Origin of the sequence: Bacillus sp. FSL K6-0138, from assembly GCF_037982765.1 — a bacterium.
GTDB classification, from domain to species: domain Bacteria; phylum Bacillota; class Bacilli; order Bacillales; family Bacillaceae; genus Bacillus; species Bacillus glycinifermentans.
Window position 1 is genome coordinate 3,181,622 of the sequence record NZ_CP150286.1, and the last position, 17,225, is coordinate 3,198,846.

Here is a 17,225-nt window from a genome sequence, read left to right on the forward strand (position 1 = left end):
ATGCGTCTGTGCGTTCAATTTTGTCAACTCCTTACCCACCGCTTTGATACACGCCATTGAAACAGATTGATCATCAACAGCAATAAAAACGAAATCATCAGCATAACACAGGCAACAGCCGTTGCCCCGCTGTAATCGTATTGCTCAAGCTTTGTCATGATAATCAGCGGCGCAATTTCCGTTTTGTACGGAATATTGCCGGCGATAAAAACGACTGAGCCATATTCGCCGAGGGACCTGGCAAACGCCAAAGAAAACCCTGTGATTACAGAAGGCAGCAGCTGGGGAAAAATCACCTTCCAAAAAGTCTGCCGCGGAGCCGCCCCGAGAATGGCCGATGCTTCCTCGATTTCTTTCTCGATGTTCTCGATCACCGGCTGAACCGTCCTCACGATAAAAGGAAGGCCGATAAACACCAGGGCGATGATGATGCCAAGCGGCGTAAAAGCGACTTTTATGTGCAAAAATTGTCCGATCCATCCGTTTGGCGAGTAGAGCGATGTAAGCGCAATTCCCGCGACCGCGGTCGGCAGCGCAAACGGAAGGTCGACAAGCCCGTCAAGCAGCTTTTTTCCGGGAAAGGTATAGCGGGTCAGCACCCAGGCGATTAACAGGCCGAATACGGCATTGACAAGGGCGGCCGCCAAAGCGGTCATAACCGTAAGCCGGATCGAGGCGAGAACTCTCGGTTCGGCGACCGCCTGCCAAAAGTCGAGAAACCCCATTGAGGCTGTTTTCATAAATACCATCGTTAACGGAATCAGGACGATGATGCCGAGATAGGCCATCGTAATGCCTAAGCTGATTCCAAAACCGGGAAATATGTTTTTTCTTCTTGTCGCACCTGCTGTTTTGATTGTGAACACCTCCAGCTTGCGTTACTTTTGATACAATTGATCAAACAAACCTCCGTCGTTAAAATGCGTTTCCTGGGCTTTTTTCCAGCCGCCGAAGCCGTCATTTACGTTCACCAGCTCTACGTGCGGAAACTGCTTTTGATATTTTTGAAGCACTTTTTTATCCCGAGGCCGGTAGTAATGTTTGGCGGCAATCTCTTGGCCTTTTTCGGAATATAAATATTCCAGGTATGCTTTCGCTGCTTTTTCAGTCCCTTTCCGTTTTGCAACCTTATCAACAACCGCAACTGGCGGCTCCGCCAATATGCTGATCGAAGGGTAGACGATCTCAAACTTATCTTTTCCAAGCTCATGCAGCGTGAGATAGGCCTCATTTTCCCAGGCGATCAGCACGTCGCCCAAGCCCCTTTCAACAAATGTCGTCGTCGCGCCGCGGGCTCCCGAATCCAACACCTCGACATGGCCGTACAACTCTTTCATATACGACTCTATTTTTTTCTCGTCTCCGCTATAGACCTTATCAGCATATGCCCATGCGGCGAGGTAGTTCCACCTCGCGCCCCCCGATGTTTTCGGATTCGGGGTGATGACTGATACGCCGTCCTTGACCAGATCATCCCAGTCTTTAATCTGCTTTGGATTGCCTTTTTTCACAAGAAAAACAATCGTTGATGTATAAGGGGTTGAGTTGTCGGGAAGCTCTTTTTGCCATTTTTTTGACAGAAGGCCTTTGTCCGCGATGCTGTCAATGTCATAAGCGAGAGCAAGTGTGGCCACATCGGCTTCCAATCCGTCGATAATGGAGCGCCCCTGTTTGCCTGATCCTCCGTGTGACTGCTTGATGGTCACGTCTTGGCCGCTCTTTTCTTTCCAATACTCTTTAAAGGCCTGATTATATTCCTGATAAAGCTCCCTCGTCGGATCATACGAAACATTCAAAAGCTCGACAGAACCCGAATCGGAAGACTGGGTATTTTCGCTTGAGCAGCCCGCTCCGATCAGTGTAAAAACGATGAACAGTATAGAAATGTTGAACAGTTTCATAAATTGCCCTCCTTTAAATGTTATTTTTATATGTTGATATAGGCGTTTTCGCTACTCTTCTTTTCCGAAATGCGAACCCGGGCTCCCCCCTTTAGCGCTCCCGATCAATAAAAAAAGCCCCTGACATGAAAACATGTCAAGGGCCTTCGGCTGTCCGATCGGCATCTATTAGCTCAAATTTATATTCATCATATTCAAAGTATTCCTACAAGTCAACTAATTTTTAAAGAAATCTTTCAAAATTAAAAAGGTTTGACCCGCAGATAAACCGGATCAAACCTTCTGACATTCTATTTTTTAGCTTTTGCAGACTTTTTAATATTGACGCCGACCGCCGTCCCGTTTCTGCTCGAATCGGCGACGCCCAGGAAAGATTTGTGTTCCCGGTCAATGAAAATGCTCTGCACGTTTCCGATGTCCACGGGACTCGTCCCAAACTTATGACCGAACTCATTGAGCTTCAGCCTGACATCCTCAGGCATCCCTTCTTCATAGCGGTATGATGAGAGACTGTTCGTGTAAATTCGCGGTTCTTCAATCGCATCCTGCAGGCTCATTCCGTATTCAAAATAATTGAGGATCGTCTGGAATACCGAGGCGATGATCGTCGTTCCGCCAGGCGAACCGACGGTAAGCACAGGTTTGTCGTCTTTAAACACAATCGTCGGCGTCATGCTGGAAAGCGGCCGTTTATTCGGCTGCACTTCATTGGCTCCGCCCGGAACTGCATCAAAGTCGGTCAGCTCGTTGTTTAAGAACAATCCGTAGCCGGGCACCATAATTCCCGTTCCGAAGAGCTGTTCAATCGTCGTCGTATAAGAAACGACATTGCCCCATTGATCTGTTACGGTAAAGTGTGTCGTTTCCCCGACCGTTTTATCGTCAGGCTGCTTCACGATCGAATAGTTCGGCTCGCCTGATTCGTATTTCCACGGATCGCCCTCTTTCGCCTCACGGTTTACCGAGTCGAGGCTGATCAGCTTCTGCCGCTCCTTAATATAATCGTCATTCAAGAGCCCTTTCAGCGGGACATTGACAAACTCGGGATCTCCGGCGTATGCCGCTCTGTCGGCATATGACAAGTGCATCGTTTCAGCCAGCAGATGATATTTTTCAAATGATTTCGGATCGTACTGGGACACATGAAAATCGTCGATCAGCTTCAGCATTTGCAGCATGAAAACTCCGCCTGAGCTCGGAGGAGGCATGCTCGCAATATCGTAGCCGTGATATTCTCCCCAGATCGGCTTGTCGGTCGTTACCTCATAGCGCGACAGATCGTCCGGCGTCATCGAACCCCCGAAATCCTGAACGACCCCTGCGAGCGCTTCACCGATCTTTCCTTGATAAAACGCTTTTGACCCTTCTTTTTTAATCAACGTAAACGTTTTCGCCAAATCTTTTTGAACGAGAATGTCTCCCTCTTTCAATGGTTTTCCGTCAGGAAGAAAAATTTCTTTCGCTGCCGTTTTGCTCAGCTTGTCCTGATATTCATCAATCGCGTCAGCCAGTACCGAATCGATTGGAAACCCGTCTTTGGCAAGCTTGATCGAAGGATTGATGAGGTCCTTCATCTTTTTCGTGCCCCACTTTTTATGCGCAGCTTCAAGCCCCTTCAGCGTACCCGGCACACCGACTGCATTTCCGTGCGTCGACCTTTGTGAAAAAGGGATGACTTTTCCGTCTTCGTCCAAAAACATATCCGGAGTAGCGCCAGCGGGAGCCCGCTCACGGCTGTTGATGATCGAGGTTTCCTTCGTTTTGCCGTCGTATACCATCATAAACCCGCCGCCTCCGAGTCCCGACATCATCGGCTCTGTGACATTCAGGGCAAATTGAATCGCAATCGCCGCATCAATCGCATTTCCGCCTTTTTTCAAAACATCGGCACCGATTTTTGACGCCAGCGGATGGGCTGTTGCGACCATTCCGTCTGTTCCTACGGCAACTTTTTCCCCTTCATCTCTTACACCTTCTGCTTTTGAAACTGGACTGAAAAAGCAACCAACCGTTAAGCAAAAGACCAAAACAATGAAAGCAAAACGTCTCATCAGCTCACTCCCTTTCCAGTTTGTTTCCACTATAAAAGAAATTGAGCTGAAAATAAAGAAGAATCATAATTTTCAATATTTTTTGAATCTAATTTCCCGGTTTTAAAAATGGTTTTATCATCATTCTTTAGGCATAATCAAATAAAAGGACAAACAGACTAGTTCATAACGAAACACATCATTGTTACGTTCACCGTTTTGTCAAAAAATAGACACACTTGAAAATTGATTGTTTTTTTCGACTGCACCTGTTTTTTTTCGACAAAAAGTTATATAATATTTTGATGTGTGCATTGTCTCATTTAAACAATGGAGGGTTACAAATGTTAAAAAGAAAAAAAGACAAGTTTTCTGTGCTTTTGACGGAAATTGCAAAAAATTTAGACGAAACTGCCGAGTATTTTGTTAACTATAAAGTGACGAATCAAACGACCCTTAAAGAATTCGCGGATACCTTAAAAGAGTATGAGACAAAAGGTGATAACTATGTACATACGATGATTAAGGAACTGAATAAGGCTTTTATCACGCCTATTGAGCGCGAAGACATCCTTCAGCTGACGAACAGCCTTGACGATGTGCTCGACGGCATCGAACATTTCTCCGCAATGATGGAAATCTTTTCGATTACGTCTTCTGATGAACACATCGATAAATTCAGCGGCTATATCAGAGAATGTGCAAAAGAAATCCTGATCACAATCGAATTGATGGCGGACAACCGTCTCAAAGAAATTCAGCCGCACGCCATCAAAATTAAAGAATACGAGCATAACTGCGATAATCTCCACCGCAAATCATTAAAAAATCTTTTCGGTACGGAAACGGATCCGATTAAAGTCATTCAATACCGGGAAATTTATGAAACGCTTGAAGAAATCGCGGATTCGTGCCAAAGTGTAGCAAACAATCTGGAAACCATCATAATGAAAAATGCGTAACGAGGGATTATAATGGATCTATTATTTGTATTAACCATACTGATTGTCATCTTTGCTTTGGCATTTGACTTTATCAACGGGTTTCACGATACTGCAAATGCAATCGCCACCTCGGTTTCGACAAAAGCTTTAAAACCAAGGCACGCCATTATCATGGCAGCTGTGATGAACTTCGTGGGCGCCATGACGTTTACGGGCGTTGCGAAAACGATTACGAGCGATATCGCTGACCCTTTTAAACTGCACAACGGATCACTGGTGATTCTCGCCGCTCTGATCGCCGGAATTACATGGAATCTCGTGACGTGGTACTTCGGCATTCCGAGCAGCTCATCCCACGCGATTATCGGGGCCATTGCCGGGGCTGTCATCGCATCAGCAGGATTCGGCGCGATTAAATACAGCGGATTTATTAAAATTATCGAAGCACTTATTTTATCACCGATTCTTGCCTTTGTTGTAGGATATATCATCTATACCATCGTCAAGCTCATATTTAAAAACAGCAACCTTGCCAAAACGAACAAGCAGTTCCGCCGGGTGCAAATCGCAACAGCGGCGCTGCAATCCTACACACACGGAACGAACGACGCCCAAAAATCGATGGGGATCATTACGATGGCATTGATTGCCGGCGGCATGCACAACACGCACGAGGTCCCTTTCTGGGTGCAATTCGCATGCGCCTTGGCCATGGGGCTTGGAACGTCAGTCGGCGGCTGGAAAATCATTAAAACCGTCGGCGGCAAAATCATGAAGCTCCGCCCTGTCAACGGTGTTTCCGCCGACTTAACGGGCGCTGCGATCATCTTTGGGGCCACGGTCATTCACTTGCCTGTCAGCACGACTCACGTTATTTCTTCATCTATTCTCGGAGTCGGCTCCGCCCACAGGGTGAAAGGCGTTAACTGGGGCACGGCCAAACGAATGGTCGTCACATGGGTGATTACCCTTCCGATTGCAGGAACCCTCGGCGCGTTTGCCTACTTTATACTGGATTTGTTTTTTTAGTCAACTTGAGCCTCCCGCTAAAGAATGTCTTTAGCGGGAGTTTTCATGTTTAAGAGATTTCCCTCATATGTATAGAAGCAGTATTGCACTTTTTCTCGGGAAGAGGGAACAAGCTATGCTGCTTTTTTATCAATTTTCAGTCTGGGTGATCGTCCTCGCCTTAGCCTTGTACGTTTTTGCCGTCTGGCGTTTTGAAAAAAAGATGAAAGAAAAAACGATCGCAATCCGGAAAACATGGTATCTCCTTTATGTGATCGGCGCCGCGCTTTACTGGACGTACGATCCGCAGTCCATTTTCAGCAATTGGCTCCATTACTTGATCGTCGCCGTCTTTTTTACGTTGACTGATGCGTTTATTTTCTTAAACGCCTACTTCAAAAAACTCGGCACGAACGAATTGGCCACAGACACAAGAGAGCTTCTTGAAGAAAACAACGACCTGCTCCACACGTATCAAAACAGGCTCAAAACGTACCAATACCTATTGAAAAACGAACCGATCCACATCTACTATGGAGATATAGAAGCTTACGCTGAAGGCATTGAAAAACTCATCAAACGGTTTGCCGAAAAAATGAATATATCCGCCGCACTATGCGAATATAATTCACAAGAGAGCAAAGATCATTTGCTCGAACATATGGAAAACCGTTTCGCTGTTCAGGAAAAGCTCGACCGGAAAGACGTGTATTACGAAGAAAACGGAAAAATGGTCCTGATTCCATTCTCGATTCATGAATACGACTATGTGATGAAACTGACATCCGAGGACCTTGTCACTGAGTTTGATTATCTGCTGTTTACTTCTTTAACCAGCATCTATGATCTTCTGCTACCAAACGAAGAGGAAGGTGACGAATGATGGAGCCGGTTTTTCAGCAAGACAAAGACCGTTCAACGGGGCGCGGCACATGTAAAGTATTCAAAAAGCAATCAAAAACCCACATCGCCAAATACGAAGTCAGCCCCCACACCGAACGGATTTTCAGGCAAAATGCCCGGCTGATCGATGAGTATAAACGAAAAAAAGCCTGATAAGAGAGGACGGGAAATTTCTCCCGTCCTTATTCCGTTTTCCCCGATCTTACATACAATAAACCAAAATGACTGCAATCGGGTGATGGTGTGAAAAAAATAAAGAAGCATGTGAAACATGTCGATTTTGCAAAATTTGGCCTCTCAGACTATACGGCCCTCCTCAGGAAAAGAAGCGAGAAGGTGATCAAGGCGTTAAACAGAGGGAAAAAGAAGAGTTGATATCTTTTTGAAAGCCCTTCGGATAAAACTCGTATTTTCTAGACGGAAATAAATCACCTTTATCAAAACAGCCGGTTAGCGGTAAATTGTACCGCCGACTGGCTGTTTTTTATACATTTCAATATTGCATATAGGTATTACAGACGTTAACCCATCCGATTTTAATGGGGAGATCATATAAAAATATATTGCCAGGTTTCTTTTAGTCCGAACACGGAAATATATGGGATCCTTTATAAACAGAAAGGCAGCAAGTACGTGAAAATAATCCTGACCACGATAATCAGTATATTTATCATTCCACTTTCATTGGCCGCGACTGTTCTCTATGCCGGTTTGACTATGCTGGTTGATGTCATGATGCGAAATGAAACATCAGGGTACCTCACCATTCCAATGAAAACTAAAAAGAAACATCGGGCTCCAAGCATCGCTCTTTAGCCCGGTGCCCCTTTATCCCAAAGAATGCTCCTGTTCATCTGCTGTTACGGATTGCGGCAGCCGATCAGCCTTGATCGGTTTTACAAAGAAGGCGACAGAAAGCGATCCCGCCACTGCAAGACCCCCGGCCAGCAAAAATGCGCTCGTAAAAGCCCCGCTGTATTCTACGATGAATCCCGTGACGGTTGGACCGATAATGCCTGACGTATTGGCGAGAAAATGCATGAATCCGCTGACTCCTCCGACACGGTCGGGATGAACGATGTCCTGAATGATCGCCCAGTAGGTAATCCCGGTCACATACAAAAAGAAAACCGATAGCGCGACTAATGCAACTGCTCCTGCCGTCGTCGTCACCACTCCGGCAAACCCTATACATACAGCCGCGGCCAAAAGGCAAACGACGAGAACCGCTTTCCTAGAAAACATCTGCTTGCCCGTGATGCTGAAAATATAATCCGAAATAAATCCGCCCAATGCAAGACCGATAAATCCGACAACCCACGGAATGATAGTCGCAATGCTCATATCGTGGATGCTCAGCCCGCGGGCTGTCGTCAAATAGCTCGGAAACCATGTTAAGAAAAAAAACAGAACGTAATTATACGAGAAAAAAGCAAACGCGGTAAAAAGAACGGTCGGCTGTTTTAAGTAAAAGGACAGCGGAATGCCGCCGCCCTTTTGCAAATTCCTCTCTTTCTCAGCGGCTGCACTTTGAGATGCGTCCGGTTTGTCTTTCATGAACTTCATCCAAAACCAAGTCCAAATGAGACCGATCAGCATAATCAGCACAAAGGAAGCTTTCCAGCCCCAATGGATCGCAATCAGCCCGACGATCGGCCCTGACACCGCCCCTCCGAGCGGCGTTCCGCACATGGCCATTCCGAGCGCCCTCGCCCTTTCTTTTTTCGGGAACCAATTGTTGACCGCCTTGCTCGTAGCTGCTGAAAGAGGACCTTCTCCCATGCCGAAGATGACGCGGATGATAAAGAGCGACACAAAGTTGTACGTAAGCGCAATGGACCCGCTGAACACCGACAGACAACCATTGCCGCCGACAACGTATGCTTTGCCCCGTATTTGTCAGAAGCCCAGCCCCCGATAAAATTAAAGATCGCATATCCAATGAAAAAGCTGCTGAACAACATCCCCATCTGGGCGGGACTGATGTGCAGGTCTTCCTGAATGAACGGGGCGGCGACAGACAGCGCCGAACGATCCAAATAATTAATCACTCCGGCTAAAAAGAGCATCACAAGCACAAAACCCCTGCCGTTTGAGAACATGGGCAACCCCTCTTTCCGCTTTTTTTATGAAACGTTAATCTGCCAGATTGATCATCATCTTCACAGAATTTTCCTCCGGTGCAAACGCTGATTCAAAGCCGCCGGCAACTTCGCTGAATGGAAGGTATCCTGTAATAAACCGTTCTGTGTCAACCGCACCGTTTTCAATGGCACGAATGACCGCCGCAAAATCGCTCCGCAAAGCATTGCGGCTGGACAAAATCGCGAGCTCCCTTTTATGGAACTCGGGGTCCGGAATCGACAGGCGGTCATTGACAAGCCCGACATAGACAAGGCGTCCCCCGTAAGCGGCGTACTTGTAAGCCTCATTCATGGAAGCGGCATGGCCTGTCGCGTCAAAAACCGCCTGGGGAAAATCGCCGGCTGTCAACCGCTTGATCTCTCCGGCCGCGTTTTCACCCGCGACGACGGTTTCATCGGCTTCCGCCCACATCCGGCTGAATGCCAGGCGGTCTTCTCGCAGATCCATCGCGATCACGTTCGCCCCCTTCAATTTGGAAAATTTCATTACGCCGAGGCCGATCGGCCCCGCTCCAATCACCAGCACCGTCTCCCCTTTTCGAATATCCGCTCGTTCTGCGGCGTGGGCGCCGATGCTTAAACACTCGACGACAGCCGCTTCGCTGTGTGTCAGATTATCCGTTTTCAGCAAATGGTCTGCAGGGACTGCCAAATACTCCTGCATTCCTCCGTCAATGTGGACGCCGAGCACATTAAGGTTCATGCAGCAATTGGGACGGCCGCTGCGGCACGCGGCACAATTGCCGCATTCCAAATAAGGAATGACTGTCACCCGATCGCCGGTCTTCAACAACCCTCGGGAATTGCGGATCTCGGCGATTTCGCCCGCCAGCTCATGACCGAGCACCCTTGGATACGAAAAGAACGGCTGCCTTCCGCAATAGGCGTGAAAGTCCGTGCCGCATACCCCGATGCGCTTGATGTTGACGAGCGCTTCTCCCTGCTTCGGCTTAGGCTCTTTTATTTCAGTCATGTTGAAGCGGTAAGGCTCCTCACACACGATTCGTTTCATCGGTTCACCCTCCTATACGCCCGAGTAGGCCAAAAACCCGCCGTCCACAGGTACCGTAATGCCGGTGACAAAGCCCGACATCTCCTCATCCGCCAGCCACAGCAACGTTCCCAATAAATCCTCGGGCCGGCCAAACCGTTTCATCGGAGTATGTGAAATGATGCTTTCCGCTCTCTCCGTCAATCCGCCGTTTTGATCGAGAAGGAGCCGCTCGTTTTGCTTTGTCAAAAAAAAGCCCGGCGCAATCGCGTTGACGCGGATGCCCGTTTCAGCCAGGTAGACGGCAAGCCATTTCGTAAAATTTTCGATGCCGGCTTTTGCGGCGCTGTATGCGGGAACTTTCGTCATCGGGACTTTTGCGCTCATTGAGGATATATTGATCACTGATGCCCCTTTTCTGTTCAGCATCTTTTTCGTAAATATCTGGGTTGGAATGAAAGATCCGAGAAAGTTCAAATTGAAAACAGAACGAACATCGGCTGTGTGCAGGTCAAATAGCGTTGTGATATTTTCATTCAAGAGGTGGTCGGGATGCAGGGTTTCATTCGATGTCGTGCCGTTTGGATGGTTGCCTCCGGCTCCGTTGATCAAGAGGTCGCAGCCGCCAAAACGTTGTGCTACGAGACGCTCTGCCCGTTCGACGCTTTTTTGGTCGAGGACATCGCATTCGACCGCGATCGCCTCGCCTCCGGCTTTCTGAATGTCTGCGGCGACAAGCTCCCCGTTTTCAGCATTCCGGTTCAATATGGCCACCTTCATGCCCTGGCGGCCGAGCTCCCGCGCCATTGCGCCGCATAGCACTCCGCTCCCGCCGGTAATAACCGCCGTTTTCCCCTTTAACTGTTGATGGATTTCAAGCATTGTGAAGCCCCCCGTTTTTCTTTTTCCAGCGAATCCCAAATTCCCCATAAATACATGATCCCAAGCGCCCTGTCATACAGCCCGTATCCAGGCCTGCATGCTTCATTCCAGATGTGGCGGCCGTGATCGGGGCGTACATATCCGGAAAAGCCGGTTTCATGATAGGCTTTGACGATCCCGCAAATATCTACAGAGCCGTCCTCCGTCCTGTGCGACGTTTCGATAAAATCTTGATTATCATAAACTTTCACATTGCGGATATGTGCAAACGGAATCCGATCTGGATGCGTTTTGATGATTCGGATCATGTCGTTTTTCGGATTGGCGCCTAAGGAGCCGCTGCAAAGGGTGACGCCGTTGCTTGGATGGTCCACAAGCCTGAGCACCCGGCCGATGCTTTCTTCAGAGGTGATGATGCGCGGAAGCCCGAAAATCGGCCACGGCGGATCATCCGGATGAATCGCCATTTTGATCCCGCAGCGTGCGGCGGTAGGTATAATTTGCTCCAAGAAATAGTGAAGATGATTCCACAAATCGTCTTCTGTTACGTTTTGATATGCTTCAAAAAGCTTTGTCAGATGCTCAAGGCGCTCAGGCTCCCAGCCCGGCATCGTAAATTCCACGTTATTTGCGATTTTATCGACGATTTCAAAAGGGTCGATTTGGTCGACTTTTGCGTGTTCGTAAAACAAAGCGGTCGAACCGTCTTCCGCTTCTTTGTACAAATCGGTGCGGAGCCAGTCAAAAACGGGCATAAAATTATAGCAGATTACTTTGACGCCCGCCTTGGCCAGGTTTTCAATTGTACGCTTGTATCTTTCAATGTAAAGGTCTCTTGATGGCAGTCCAAGCTTTATATCCTCGTGAATGTTAACGCTTTCAACAACATCGATGTGAAACCCGTGCTTCTCGCAAATCCGCTTGACCTCCACAATGTCTTCCAGCGGCCATTCTTCGCCTGCAGGCAGATGATGAAGCGCCCATACGATTCCTTCAACACCGGGAATTTGCCTGATTTGCTCGAGGGTAACGGTATCATTGCCTTCTCCATACCATCTGAAAACCATTTTCATCACAGATCCCCCAGTTCAATAGGATAGTATCATTTTTGTCACCTGGTCCGGACAGTTTTTCGCTTTTCTCAGCGCCGCTTCGATTTCTGTAAACGGCATGACGTCGGTAATGAAAGATTCAGCGATCTTTGAATTCTCATGCAAAAACCGAATGACCTCCGGAAATTGACCGATGCTGTGCCTTGTACCATGAATATCGATATCTTTCTTCGTCAAAAGGAGCCCGGGAATCGTGACAGGTTCCCCTGTTAAGCCGACGATCACAATTTTCCCTCCCGCTGCCGCCAACAGGATCGACTGTTCGATTGTCGCAGGAACTCCCGCCGCTTCGATGACGATTCCGGCTCCTTCTCCATTCGTCAGCTTCAATATCTCTTCTTCCGCATTTACGTCAGCCGGCTGAATGGCGGCGTCTGCGCCGAATGATTCGGCAAGCTTCAGCCTTTTACGCACGGGATCGACGGCGATAACGTCCGCCTGAAACCGCTTCTTGATCTGAGCCAATATCGTTAACCCGATCGGCCCCAATCCCAAGATGACAATGGTCTCGCCGTCTTGAACGTCTGCTCGCTTGATCGCCTGCGCCCCGATAGCAAACGGCTCGCACAAGGCGCCTGTGGCAAAATCCATATCATCCGGAATCGGGTGAACATGGGTTTCAGGGACGGCGATAAAATCAGCGAACCCTCCTTTTCGCACCGAGCCGATCATATCGATGTTTACACAGGCATTCGTCCTTCCTTTTCGGCAAGGGTAGCAGCTGCCGCATGAAATGGCCGGCTCGATCGCAACCCGCTCCCCCGGCGCCCGTTCTTTTACCGCTGTTCCCGTTTTTTCAATGACGCCAGACAGCTCGTGTCCGAAGATTTGCGGATACCGGCCGAAAGGATTCGAACCATCGTAAAAATGTACGTCGCTCCCGCAAATACCGGCCGCCTTCACCTTGACAAGGACTTCATGGGCGGCCGGTTCAGGGCATGGAACGTCTTGAAACACAATCGAAAAAGGCTTTGTCATTACCGCGGCTCTCACGCTCGTCACTCCTTTTTAAAGCGCTTACTTTTTGAAATAACCGGGAAATTCTTCGATCAGCATTTCCTTATCCACAATAACAAGCTTTAAATGCTCTTCGGCAATTCGGCGGGCTTCTGACGGCTGATGCGCTTTGATTGCTTCGATGAGGGCCGCATGCTGCTCATAAATCGTGTCCCAGTTAAAATCTGCAGCAAGTCTTAAAAACCGGATTCTCCGAAACGGAACGTTCATTTGCTGGATCGCTGACCAAATATTCGCTTTGCGGCATCCTTCAAAAATCAAGTTGTGAAATGCTTCATCCAAATCAAACAGGCTCTCATAATTTTTCTGATCGATCGACATCTCCTGCATCTTTACATTTTGCTCAAGCTCGATCATCGTTTGCTCCGGGAAATCCCGGCACGCTAATTCGGCAACCGCCTTTTCAAGGTTTTCCCTCATAAATCTCGCTTCCTCCACGAGATCGAGGTCAATTAACGATACTCGCGTTCCTTTTTGGGGATAGATTTCAAGCAGCCCCTCTTTTGCAAGCTGAAGAAAAGCTTCCCTGACCGGCGTTCTGCTGACTTCATACTTCCCGGAAATTTCTTTTTCCGAAATGTGCGTCCCCGGAATCAGCCGAAACTTCATAATATCTTCCTTAAGCCAATAATAAACCTGATCCCTTGCAGATCGTATGCTTGACTGAGTGATATTCATGATGCACCTCCCTTCCCCCATATGCTACCATACATGCATGGTAGTGTGGTAGTTGTTTTTTGAAAATTCTAAAATAAAAACCGAATTTTATATGTACATTTAAGAATGAATTGAGTTGGAGGGTGACCGGCACAATGCTTATTTTTTTCGGTAAAAATGAATTGAATTTTGAACGTTCCGTTAATGATGGCTGTTTTATCATGTTTATTTATAGAAAAGCTCCCGGAATTCATCCAGGAGCAGTTGGAACCCCGCAGGACTCTCATGAAAGAGAACTTTTTTATTTTAATAATAATTCAAGTTTTGCCTTTGTTTTCGGGCCATAAATACCGTCAGCCCCCAATCCATTCATCAACTGAAACCGTTTCACCGCATCCGCCGTTTTCGGGCCGTAAAATCCGTCGATCCCGTTATTTTTGGCTCCCTTGTCCGGATAAAAATAAAGAGCCGCCAGCGCTTCTTGGATGTGGCGGACGGCCGTCCCTTTCATCAGCGGGCGTTTGACTTTATAGATGCCCGACGGCAGCGGGTAAGATGTTTTGCTTGTTTTCTTTTCAATAGCCGCCAGCGCTTTTTCGGTGGAAGAGCCGTAAATGCCGTCAGCTGTGATCCCTGCTTGCTTTTGAAGAGACGTCACCGCCTGTACGGTTTCATTTCCGTAAGAGCCGTCGGCACCGTACTTCGGCAAAGGGAAGCCCGCGGCAATCAGCCGTTTTTGCAGCGTCTTTACGCTTGAGCCTGATGAGCCTTTTTTCAGAATCGTCCCTGTCGATTTGCTTGATTGGCTCGTTGCCGCCGTTGTTTTCGCTACCGTTTGATTCCCCAGAAGGCTCTCGACTTTTTTTCTGAATGCCGCAAGCTTGCTTGAATCGCTTACCCATGGCGCCGGACAGTTTTTGTTCGTCACATCATAGTGGCGCACGATGTTGTCAGTCGAAAGCCCGTAGCGCTTGCATACATCCGCGACCAGTTCGGCAGCATTCTGAACGGTGTCGCCATGAATGTTGCCGTTTTTTTCGACACACATTTCGACGCCGATTGCCGTCGTGTTGGCATTCGGCTTAAGAAAGCTCACATAGCAGCGGTTCCCGTCATGCGCATGGTAAGCGACTTCATTCTCCGGAATGATCTGCTGCACTTCGTTTCGGTCGACGAAATAATGGGCCGAGGCGTAGCGTTCCGCGGCAATGCAAGCGCCGTTGAAGTAATTCCGCTCATTTAGCGCGGATGCCCCGGGAGTTGCCGTCCAGTGCATCACGACGCCTTTCACTCCCGACAATTTAAGCCCAGGCCGGGTGTGCTGATTGACTTTCACAAAGTTTTTCACAACCTTAACCAATTAAACCACTCCCAATGAAAAGGCCGCCCAGCGGGCAGTCTATTTCACCAACCCTTTTTGCTGCAGCACCTCTTTTTGCAGCTTTCCTTTGTCAGTGACATAGTTGTTTTTATACCAGGCGACAAGTGAAGTGACGATTGTAAACACCATGGAACCCGCCAAATAGAAGGCATCTGCCAATGTGTTGACCTGTTCCTCGCTGATCGGCAAAGCCGTTTTACCGATCATGATCAACGTTTGGTTTGCCAATGCAATCAAAAGAAGCACCGTGCGAACCACTGTGCCTTTATCAAAGTTTTTCATATTGCGTTTTCCTCCTATTTCTGCAAAAGGTTATAAAAAACGGCGATGGCTCCGCTGATGATGCCGGTGCTGACCGCCGTGATGATCGCGCCCGTAATGCTGCGCTTAATCCATGTTGTATTTTCTTCAATCTTGTTGAGCTTTTCGTTAATCGAGATAATCTGCTGATCGTGGCGTTCAGACGACCTTTCCAGCGTGGTCACGCGCTGTTCGAGCGTTTTGTGATCGGCTTTCAGCTCTGTCATCTCTTTTTGAAAAACGTCTAATTCCGGCGTTTGCGGCATGCTGCATTCCTCCTGTCCACCTCCTAAGGAACGAGGCAAAATAAAGATCCGTCTATATAGACGGATCTAATTGTTTATGAGTATAAGCTGGATTATTGGTAAACAATCCATCGACTTTTAATTGAAGCATTTTCTTTGTTAAGCTGTTTTCATTCTCCGCATCAAAAAATACATGAATCTGCATGTTTTCCTTATGAAACATGTTGACAACGGCTTCGTTGACCAATTTGGCATTCGGTCCGGCTGCGGAAGCGTACGTTTTCATTTTTCTTAACGAATCAGGCGTTAAACGGCTGACTTCGTCATCGCGAAGGAGACGGGTCAATGGAATGTTTTTATTGATTGACCGGATTTTCTGCAAGCTTTGTTCGCTAAAGGATTCCACAACAGCTTTGTTTTCAGAAATCAAATCATATTTTTCCAGTATATTAACAAGCTGCTTCTCCATGACCAAGTGCCCATTTTCGCCTTCTCTCGTTTCAATGTAATAATTTGTAGACTTCCCGAGTTTCTTGATTATTTCTTCGATAGTTAGTATTTTCTGTCCCTTGCCGGCATTAAGCTTTTTAAGTTCTGACAGCTTTAAATCCTGAACTTTTCCTTTTCCGTTTGTCGTTCTGGCAACATCCTTATCATGTATGGCAACAAGCTTTCCGTCTTTCGTTTGCCTGAGATCGATCTCAATGTAATCCGCTTTATCTTTGACTGCACGTTCATAGGATAACAGCGTATGTTCCGGTTCTACTGCCGAAGCTCCCCTGTGGGCAATCATGAAAGGATGGTAGCTGTCGCTTGGTGCTGATTTTGTTGAAGTCTCAGCAGTAGAACAGCCGCTTATTAAAATGAATAGTCCGATGATGAGTGAATAGGTAATGTTTTTCATAAGTGCAAAAATATCATACTTTTCCACCAATATCAAAATTCCCTTTTAAAAAATACTCTTACATAAACCTAAAAGCACTGGTTATGCATCTTTTGAATTGCCGTTACCGGTTTTGGCACTCCCTTTTAATCGGCGAAACGGTTGGTCATCGGAACTTTGATTTCTTCAGCTTCAATGGTCTGTCATGGCAAAAGACCGTATATTTTTCCTCCGGATTTTCGTTTATTGGTGCTTCTTCTAAATTTAAATAATAAAAAAACACCCTCAGCTTATGCCGAGGATGTTTGGGGATTTAAACTTACCGTTTAACAATAAAAGCAGGTGTTTTCACTTGGAAATTCCCTCCATTAACGGTATCGTGAAAATACCCTTTAATTTTTTCCTTTCTTCAATTTAAGTTGAGAAATTTTAAACACTCTTGTCGGTGTCTGTTTTTTAAAAGTTCCTGATAGCAACTTACGAGATTCCCAATAATCTTTATTCCAAACTTCAGCCGAAAGCGTATACTTAAAGTTCGCAATACTACCGCCCCCGTATTTTGCAACAACGTCTAGTTGCTTTTGGTGAGTAGGAATCAGCATCTGTACAAATCTTTAAAACATAACTAGCATATTCATTTGAGCAAGGCATAATACATTTCTCCTTTTAGTTGGATGTAAAGTAAGGAAATCGGCTTGTTTCTTTCAGCTTCTCCGAAACATCAAAATCACCAACACATGGTTCTTTTCCTCAAGGGTCGGAAAGACCGGCAATTATGACAGGCTCATAAGGAACGATCGACTCTGCAAAAAGGATGTTTTAATCCG

16 protein-coding genes and 1 pseudogene are annotated in these 17,225 nt (G+C 47.1%); 4 read left to right on the top strand and 13 right to left on the bottom strand.

All coding sequences use genetic code 11. The features are described from left to right. Nucleotides 1–23 precede the first annotated feature (23 nt). The 3 genes from cysT to ggt all read right to left on the bottom strand — a co-directional run bounded on the left by cysT (nt 24) and on the right by ggt (nt 3,952). Nucleotides 24–788 carry a sulfate ABC transporter permease subunit CysT gene (gene cysT, locus MHB78_RS16835; protein WP_231947481.1) on the bottom strand — a complete coding sequence of 255 codons (765 nt, stop codon included), beginning with the start codon at nt 786–788 and terminating at the stop codon, nt 24–26. Nucleotides 789–878: 90 nt separating this feature from the next. Continuing rightward, complete coding sequence (locus MHB78_RS16840) at nt 879–1,901, bottom strand: sulfate ABC transporter substrate-binding protein (RefSeq protein WP_046131128.1); 1,023 nt, start codon at nt 1,899–1,901, stop codon at nt 879–881. A 290-nt stretch (nt 1,902–2,191) separates the two neighbouring features. Beyond that, nucleotides 2,192–3,952: a gamma-glutamyltransferase gene (ggt, locus tag MHB78_RS16845; RefSeq protein WP_046131129.1), complete on the bottom strand. Its 1,761-nt coding sequence runs from the start codon at nt 3,950–3,952 to the stop codon at nt 2,192–2,194. Between the two features lie 323 nt (nt 3,953–4,275). Here ggt and MHB78_RS16850 point away from each other — a divergent pair, with 323 nt between their 5' ends. From MHB78_RS16850 to MHB78_RS16865, 4 genes are all read left to right on the top strand, one after another. Then, entirely contained in the window at nt 4,276–4,893 is a 618-nt protein-coding gene (locus MHB78_RS16850) for a DUF47 domain-containing protein (RefSeq protein WP_006638544.1), read from the top strand. A gap of 12 nt (nt 4,894–4,905) precedes the next feature. Then, nucleotides 4,906–5,904 carry an inorganic phosphate transporter gene (locus MHB78_RS16855; protein ID WP_046131130.1) on the top strand — a complete coding sequence of 333 codons (999 nt, stop codon included), beginning with the start codon at nt 4,906–4,908 and terminating at the stop codon, nt 5,902–5,904. A 115-nt stretch (nt 5,905–6,019) separates the two neighbouring features. After that, nucleotides 6,020–6,766, top strand: a complete 747-nt coding sequence (locus tag MHB78_RS16860; protein ID WP_046131131.1) for a type II toxin-antitoxin system SpoIISA family toxin — start codon at nt 6,020–6,022, stop codon at nt 6,764–6,766. Continuing rightward, nucleotides 6,766–6,939, top strand: coding sequence for a type II toxin-antitoxin system SpoIISB family antitoxin (locus tag MHB78_RS16865; protein WP_046131317.1), 174 nt, complete (start codon nt 6,766–6,768; stop codon nt 6,937–6,939). Before MHB78_RS16860 ends, MHB78_RS16865 begins: the two co-directional genes overlap by 1 nt. 675 nt (nt 6,940–7,614) lie before the next feature. Here MHB78_RS16865 and MHB78_RS16870 read toward each other — a convergent pair. The 10 genes and pseudogenes from MHB78_RS16870 to MHB78_RS16915 form a co-directional block, all read right to left on the bottom strand. Then, nucleotides 7,615–8,888, bottom strand: a pseudogene (locus MHB78_RS16870) (MFS transporter). 34 nt (nt 8,889–8,922) lie between these two features. Further along, nucleotides 8,923–9,942, bottom strand: a complete 1,020-nt coding sequence (locus MHB78_RS16875; protein WP_046131132.1) for a zinc-binding alcohol dehydrogenase family protein — start codon at nt 9,940–9,942, stop codon at nt 8,923–8,925. 12 nt (nt 9,943–9,954) lie between these two features. Then, on the bottom strand, nt 9,955–10,803 hold the full coding sequence (locus tag MHB78_RS16880) for an SDR family oxidoreductase (protein ID WP_046131133.1): 849 nt from the start codon (nt 10,801–10,803) through the stop codon (nt 9,955–9,957). Next, nucleotides 10,779–11,876, bottom strand: a complete 1,098-nt coding sequence (gene uxuA, locus MHB78_RS16885) for a mannonate dehydratase (RefSeq protein ID WP_046131134.1) — start codon at nt 11,874–11,876, stop codon at nt 10,779–10,781. Before uxuA ends, MHB78_RS16880 begins: the two co-directional genes overlap by 25 nt. Before the next feature lie 15 nt (nt 11,877–11,891). Then, complete coding sequence (locus tag MHB78_RS16890; protein WP_046131135.1) at nt 11,892–12,908, bottom strand: zinc-binding alcohol dehydrogenase family protein; 1,017 nt, start codon at nt 12,906–12,908, stop codon at nt 11,892–11,894. Between the two features lie 24 nt (nt 12,909–12,932). Then, the gene (locus tag MHB78_RS16895) at nt 12,933–13,610 is read right to left on the bottom strand and encodes a GntR family transcriptional regulator (protein WP_046131136.1); all 678 of its coding nucleotides are present in this window, start codon (nt 13,608–13,610) and stop codon (nt 12,933–12,935) included. 280 nt (nt 13,611–13,890) lie between these two features. Next, complete coding sequence (locus MHB78_RS16900) at nt 13,891–14,949, bottom strand: N-acetylmuramoyl-L-alanine amidase (protein WP_046131137.1); 1,059 nt, start codon at nt 14,947–14,949, stop codon at nt 13,891–13,893. A 39-nt stretch (nt 14,950–14,988) separates the two neighbouring features. Further along, a complete protein-coding gene (locus MHB78_RS16905; RefSeq protein WP_046131138.1) occupies nt 14,989–15,252 on the bottom strand; it encodes a phage holin in 264 nt (87 codons plus the stop codon). A gap of 14 nt (nt 15,253–15,266) precedes the next feature. After that, nucleotides 15,267–15,536, bottom strand: coding sequence for a hemolysin XhlA family protein (locus MHB78_RS16910; protein ID WP_046131139.1), 270 nt, complete (start codon nt 15,534–15,536; stop codon nt 15,267–15,269). Between the two features lie 52 nt (nt 15,537–15,588). Continuing rightward, nucleotides 15,589–16,419 carry a glycerophosphodiester phosphodiesterase family protein gene (locus tag MHB78_RS16915; protein ID WP_046131318.1) on the bottom strand — a complete coding sequence of 277 codons (831 nt, stop codon included), beginning with the start codon at nt 16,417–16,419 and terminating at the stop codon, nt 15,589–15,591. Nucleotides 16,420–17,225 lie beyond the last annotated feature (806 nt).

What these genes read in the sequence shown, in the direction of transcription:
- MHB78_RS16915 (WP_046131318.1), bottom strand. Translation starts at nt 16,419, where the DNA reads ATGAAAAACATTACCTATTCACTCATCATCGGACTATTCATTTTAATA.
- cysT (WP_231947481.1), bottom strand. Translation starts at nt 788, where the DNA reads ATGGCCTATCTCGGCATCATCGTCCTGATTCCGTTAACGATGGTATTT.
- MHB78_RS16850 (WP_006638544.1), top strand. Translation starts at nt 4,276, where the DNA reads ATGTTAAAAAGAAAAAAAGACAAGTTTTCTGTGCTTTTGACGGAAATT.
- MHB78_RS16880 (WP_046131133.1), bottom strand. Translation starts at nt 10,803, where the DNA reads ATGCTTGAAATCCATCAACAGTTAAAGGGGAAAACGGCGGTTATTACC.
- MHB78_RS16840 (WP_046131128.1), bottom strand. Translation starts at nt 1,901, where the DNA reads ATGAAACTGTTCAACATTTCTATACTGTTCATCGTTTTTACACTGATC.
- MHB78_RS16860 (WP_046131131.1), top strand. Translation starts at nt 6,020, where the DNA reads ATGCTGCTTTTTTATCAATTTTCAGTCTGGGTGATCGTCCTCGCCTTA.
- MHB78_RS16895 (WP_046131136.1), bottom strand. Translation starts at nt 13,610, where the DNA reads ATGAATATCACTCAGTCAAGCATACGATCTGCAAGGGATCAGGTTTAT.
- ggt (WP_046131129.1), bottom strand. Translation starts at nt 3,952, where the DNA reads ATGAGACGTTTTGCTTTCATTGTTTTGGTCTTTTGCTTAACGGTTGGT.
- uxuA (WP_046131134.1), bottom strand. Translation starts at nt 11,876, where the DNA reads ATGAAAATGGTTTTCAGATGGTATGGAGAAGGCAATGATACCGTTACC.
- MHB78_RS16865 (WP_046131317.1), top strand. Translation starts at nt 6,766, where the DNA reads ATGGAGCCGGTTTTTCAGCAAGACAAAGACCGTTCAACGGGGCGCGGC.
- MHB78_RS16855 (WP_046131130.1), top strand. Translation starts at nt 4,906, where the DNA reads ATGGATCTATTATTTGTATTAACCATACTGATTGTCATCTTTGCTTTG.
- MHB78_RS16905 (WP_046131138.1), bottom strand. Translation starts at nt 15,252, where the DNA reads ATGAAAAACTTTGATAAAGGCACAGTGGTTCGCACGGTGCTTCTTTTG.
- MHB78_RS16875 (WP_046131132.1), bottom strand. Translation starts at nt 9,942, where the DNA reads ATGAAACGAATCGTGTGTGAGGAGCCTTACCGCTTCAACATGACTGAA.
- MHB78_RS16910 (WP_046131139.1), bottom strand. Translation starts at nt 15,536, where the DNA reads ATGCCGCAAACGCCGGAATTAGACGTTTTTCAAAAAGAGATGACAGAG.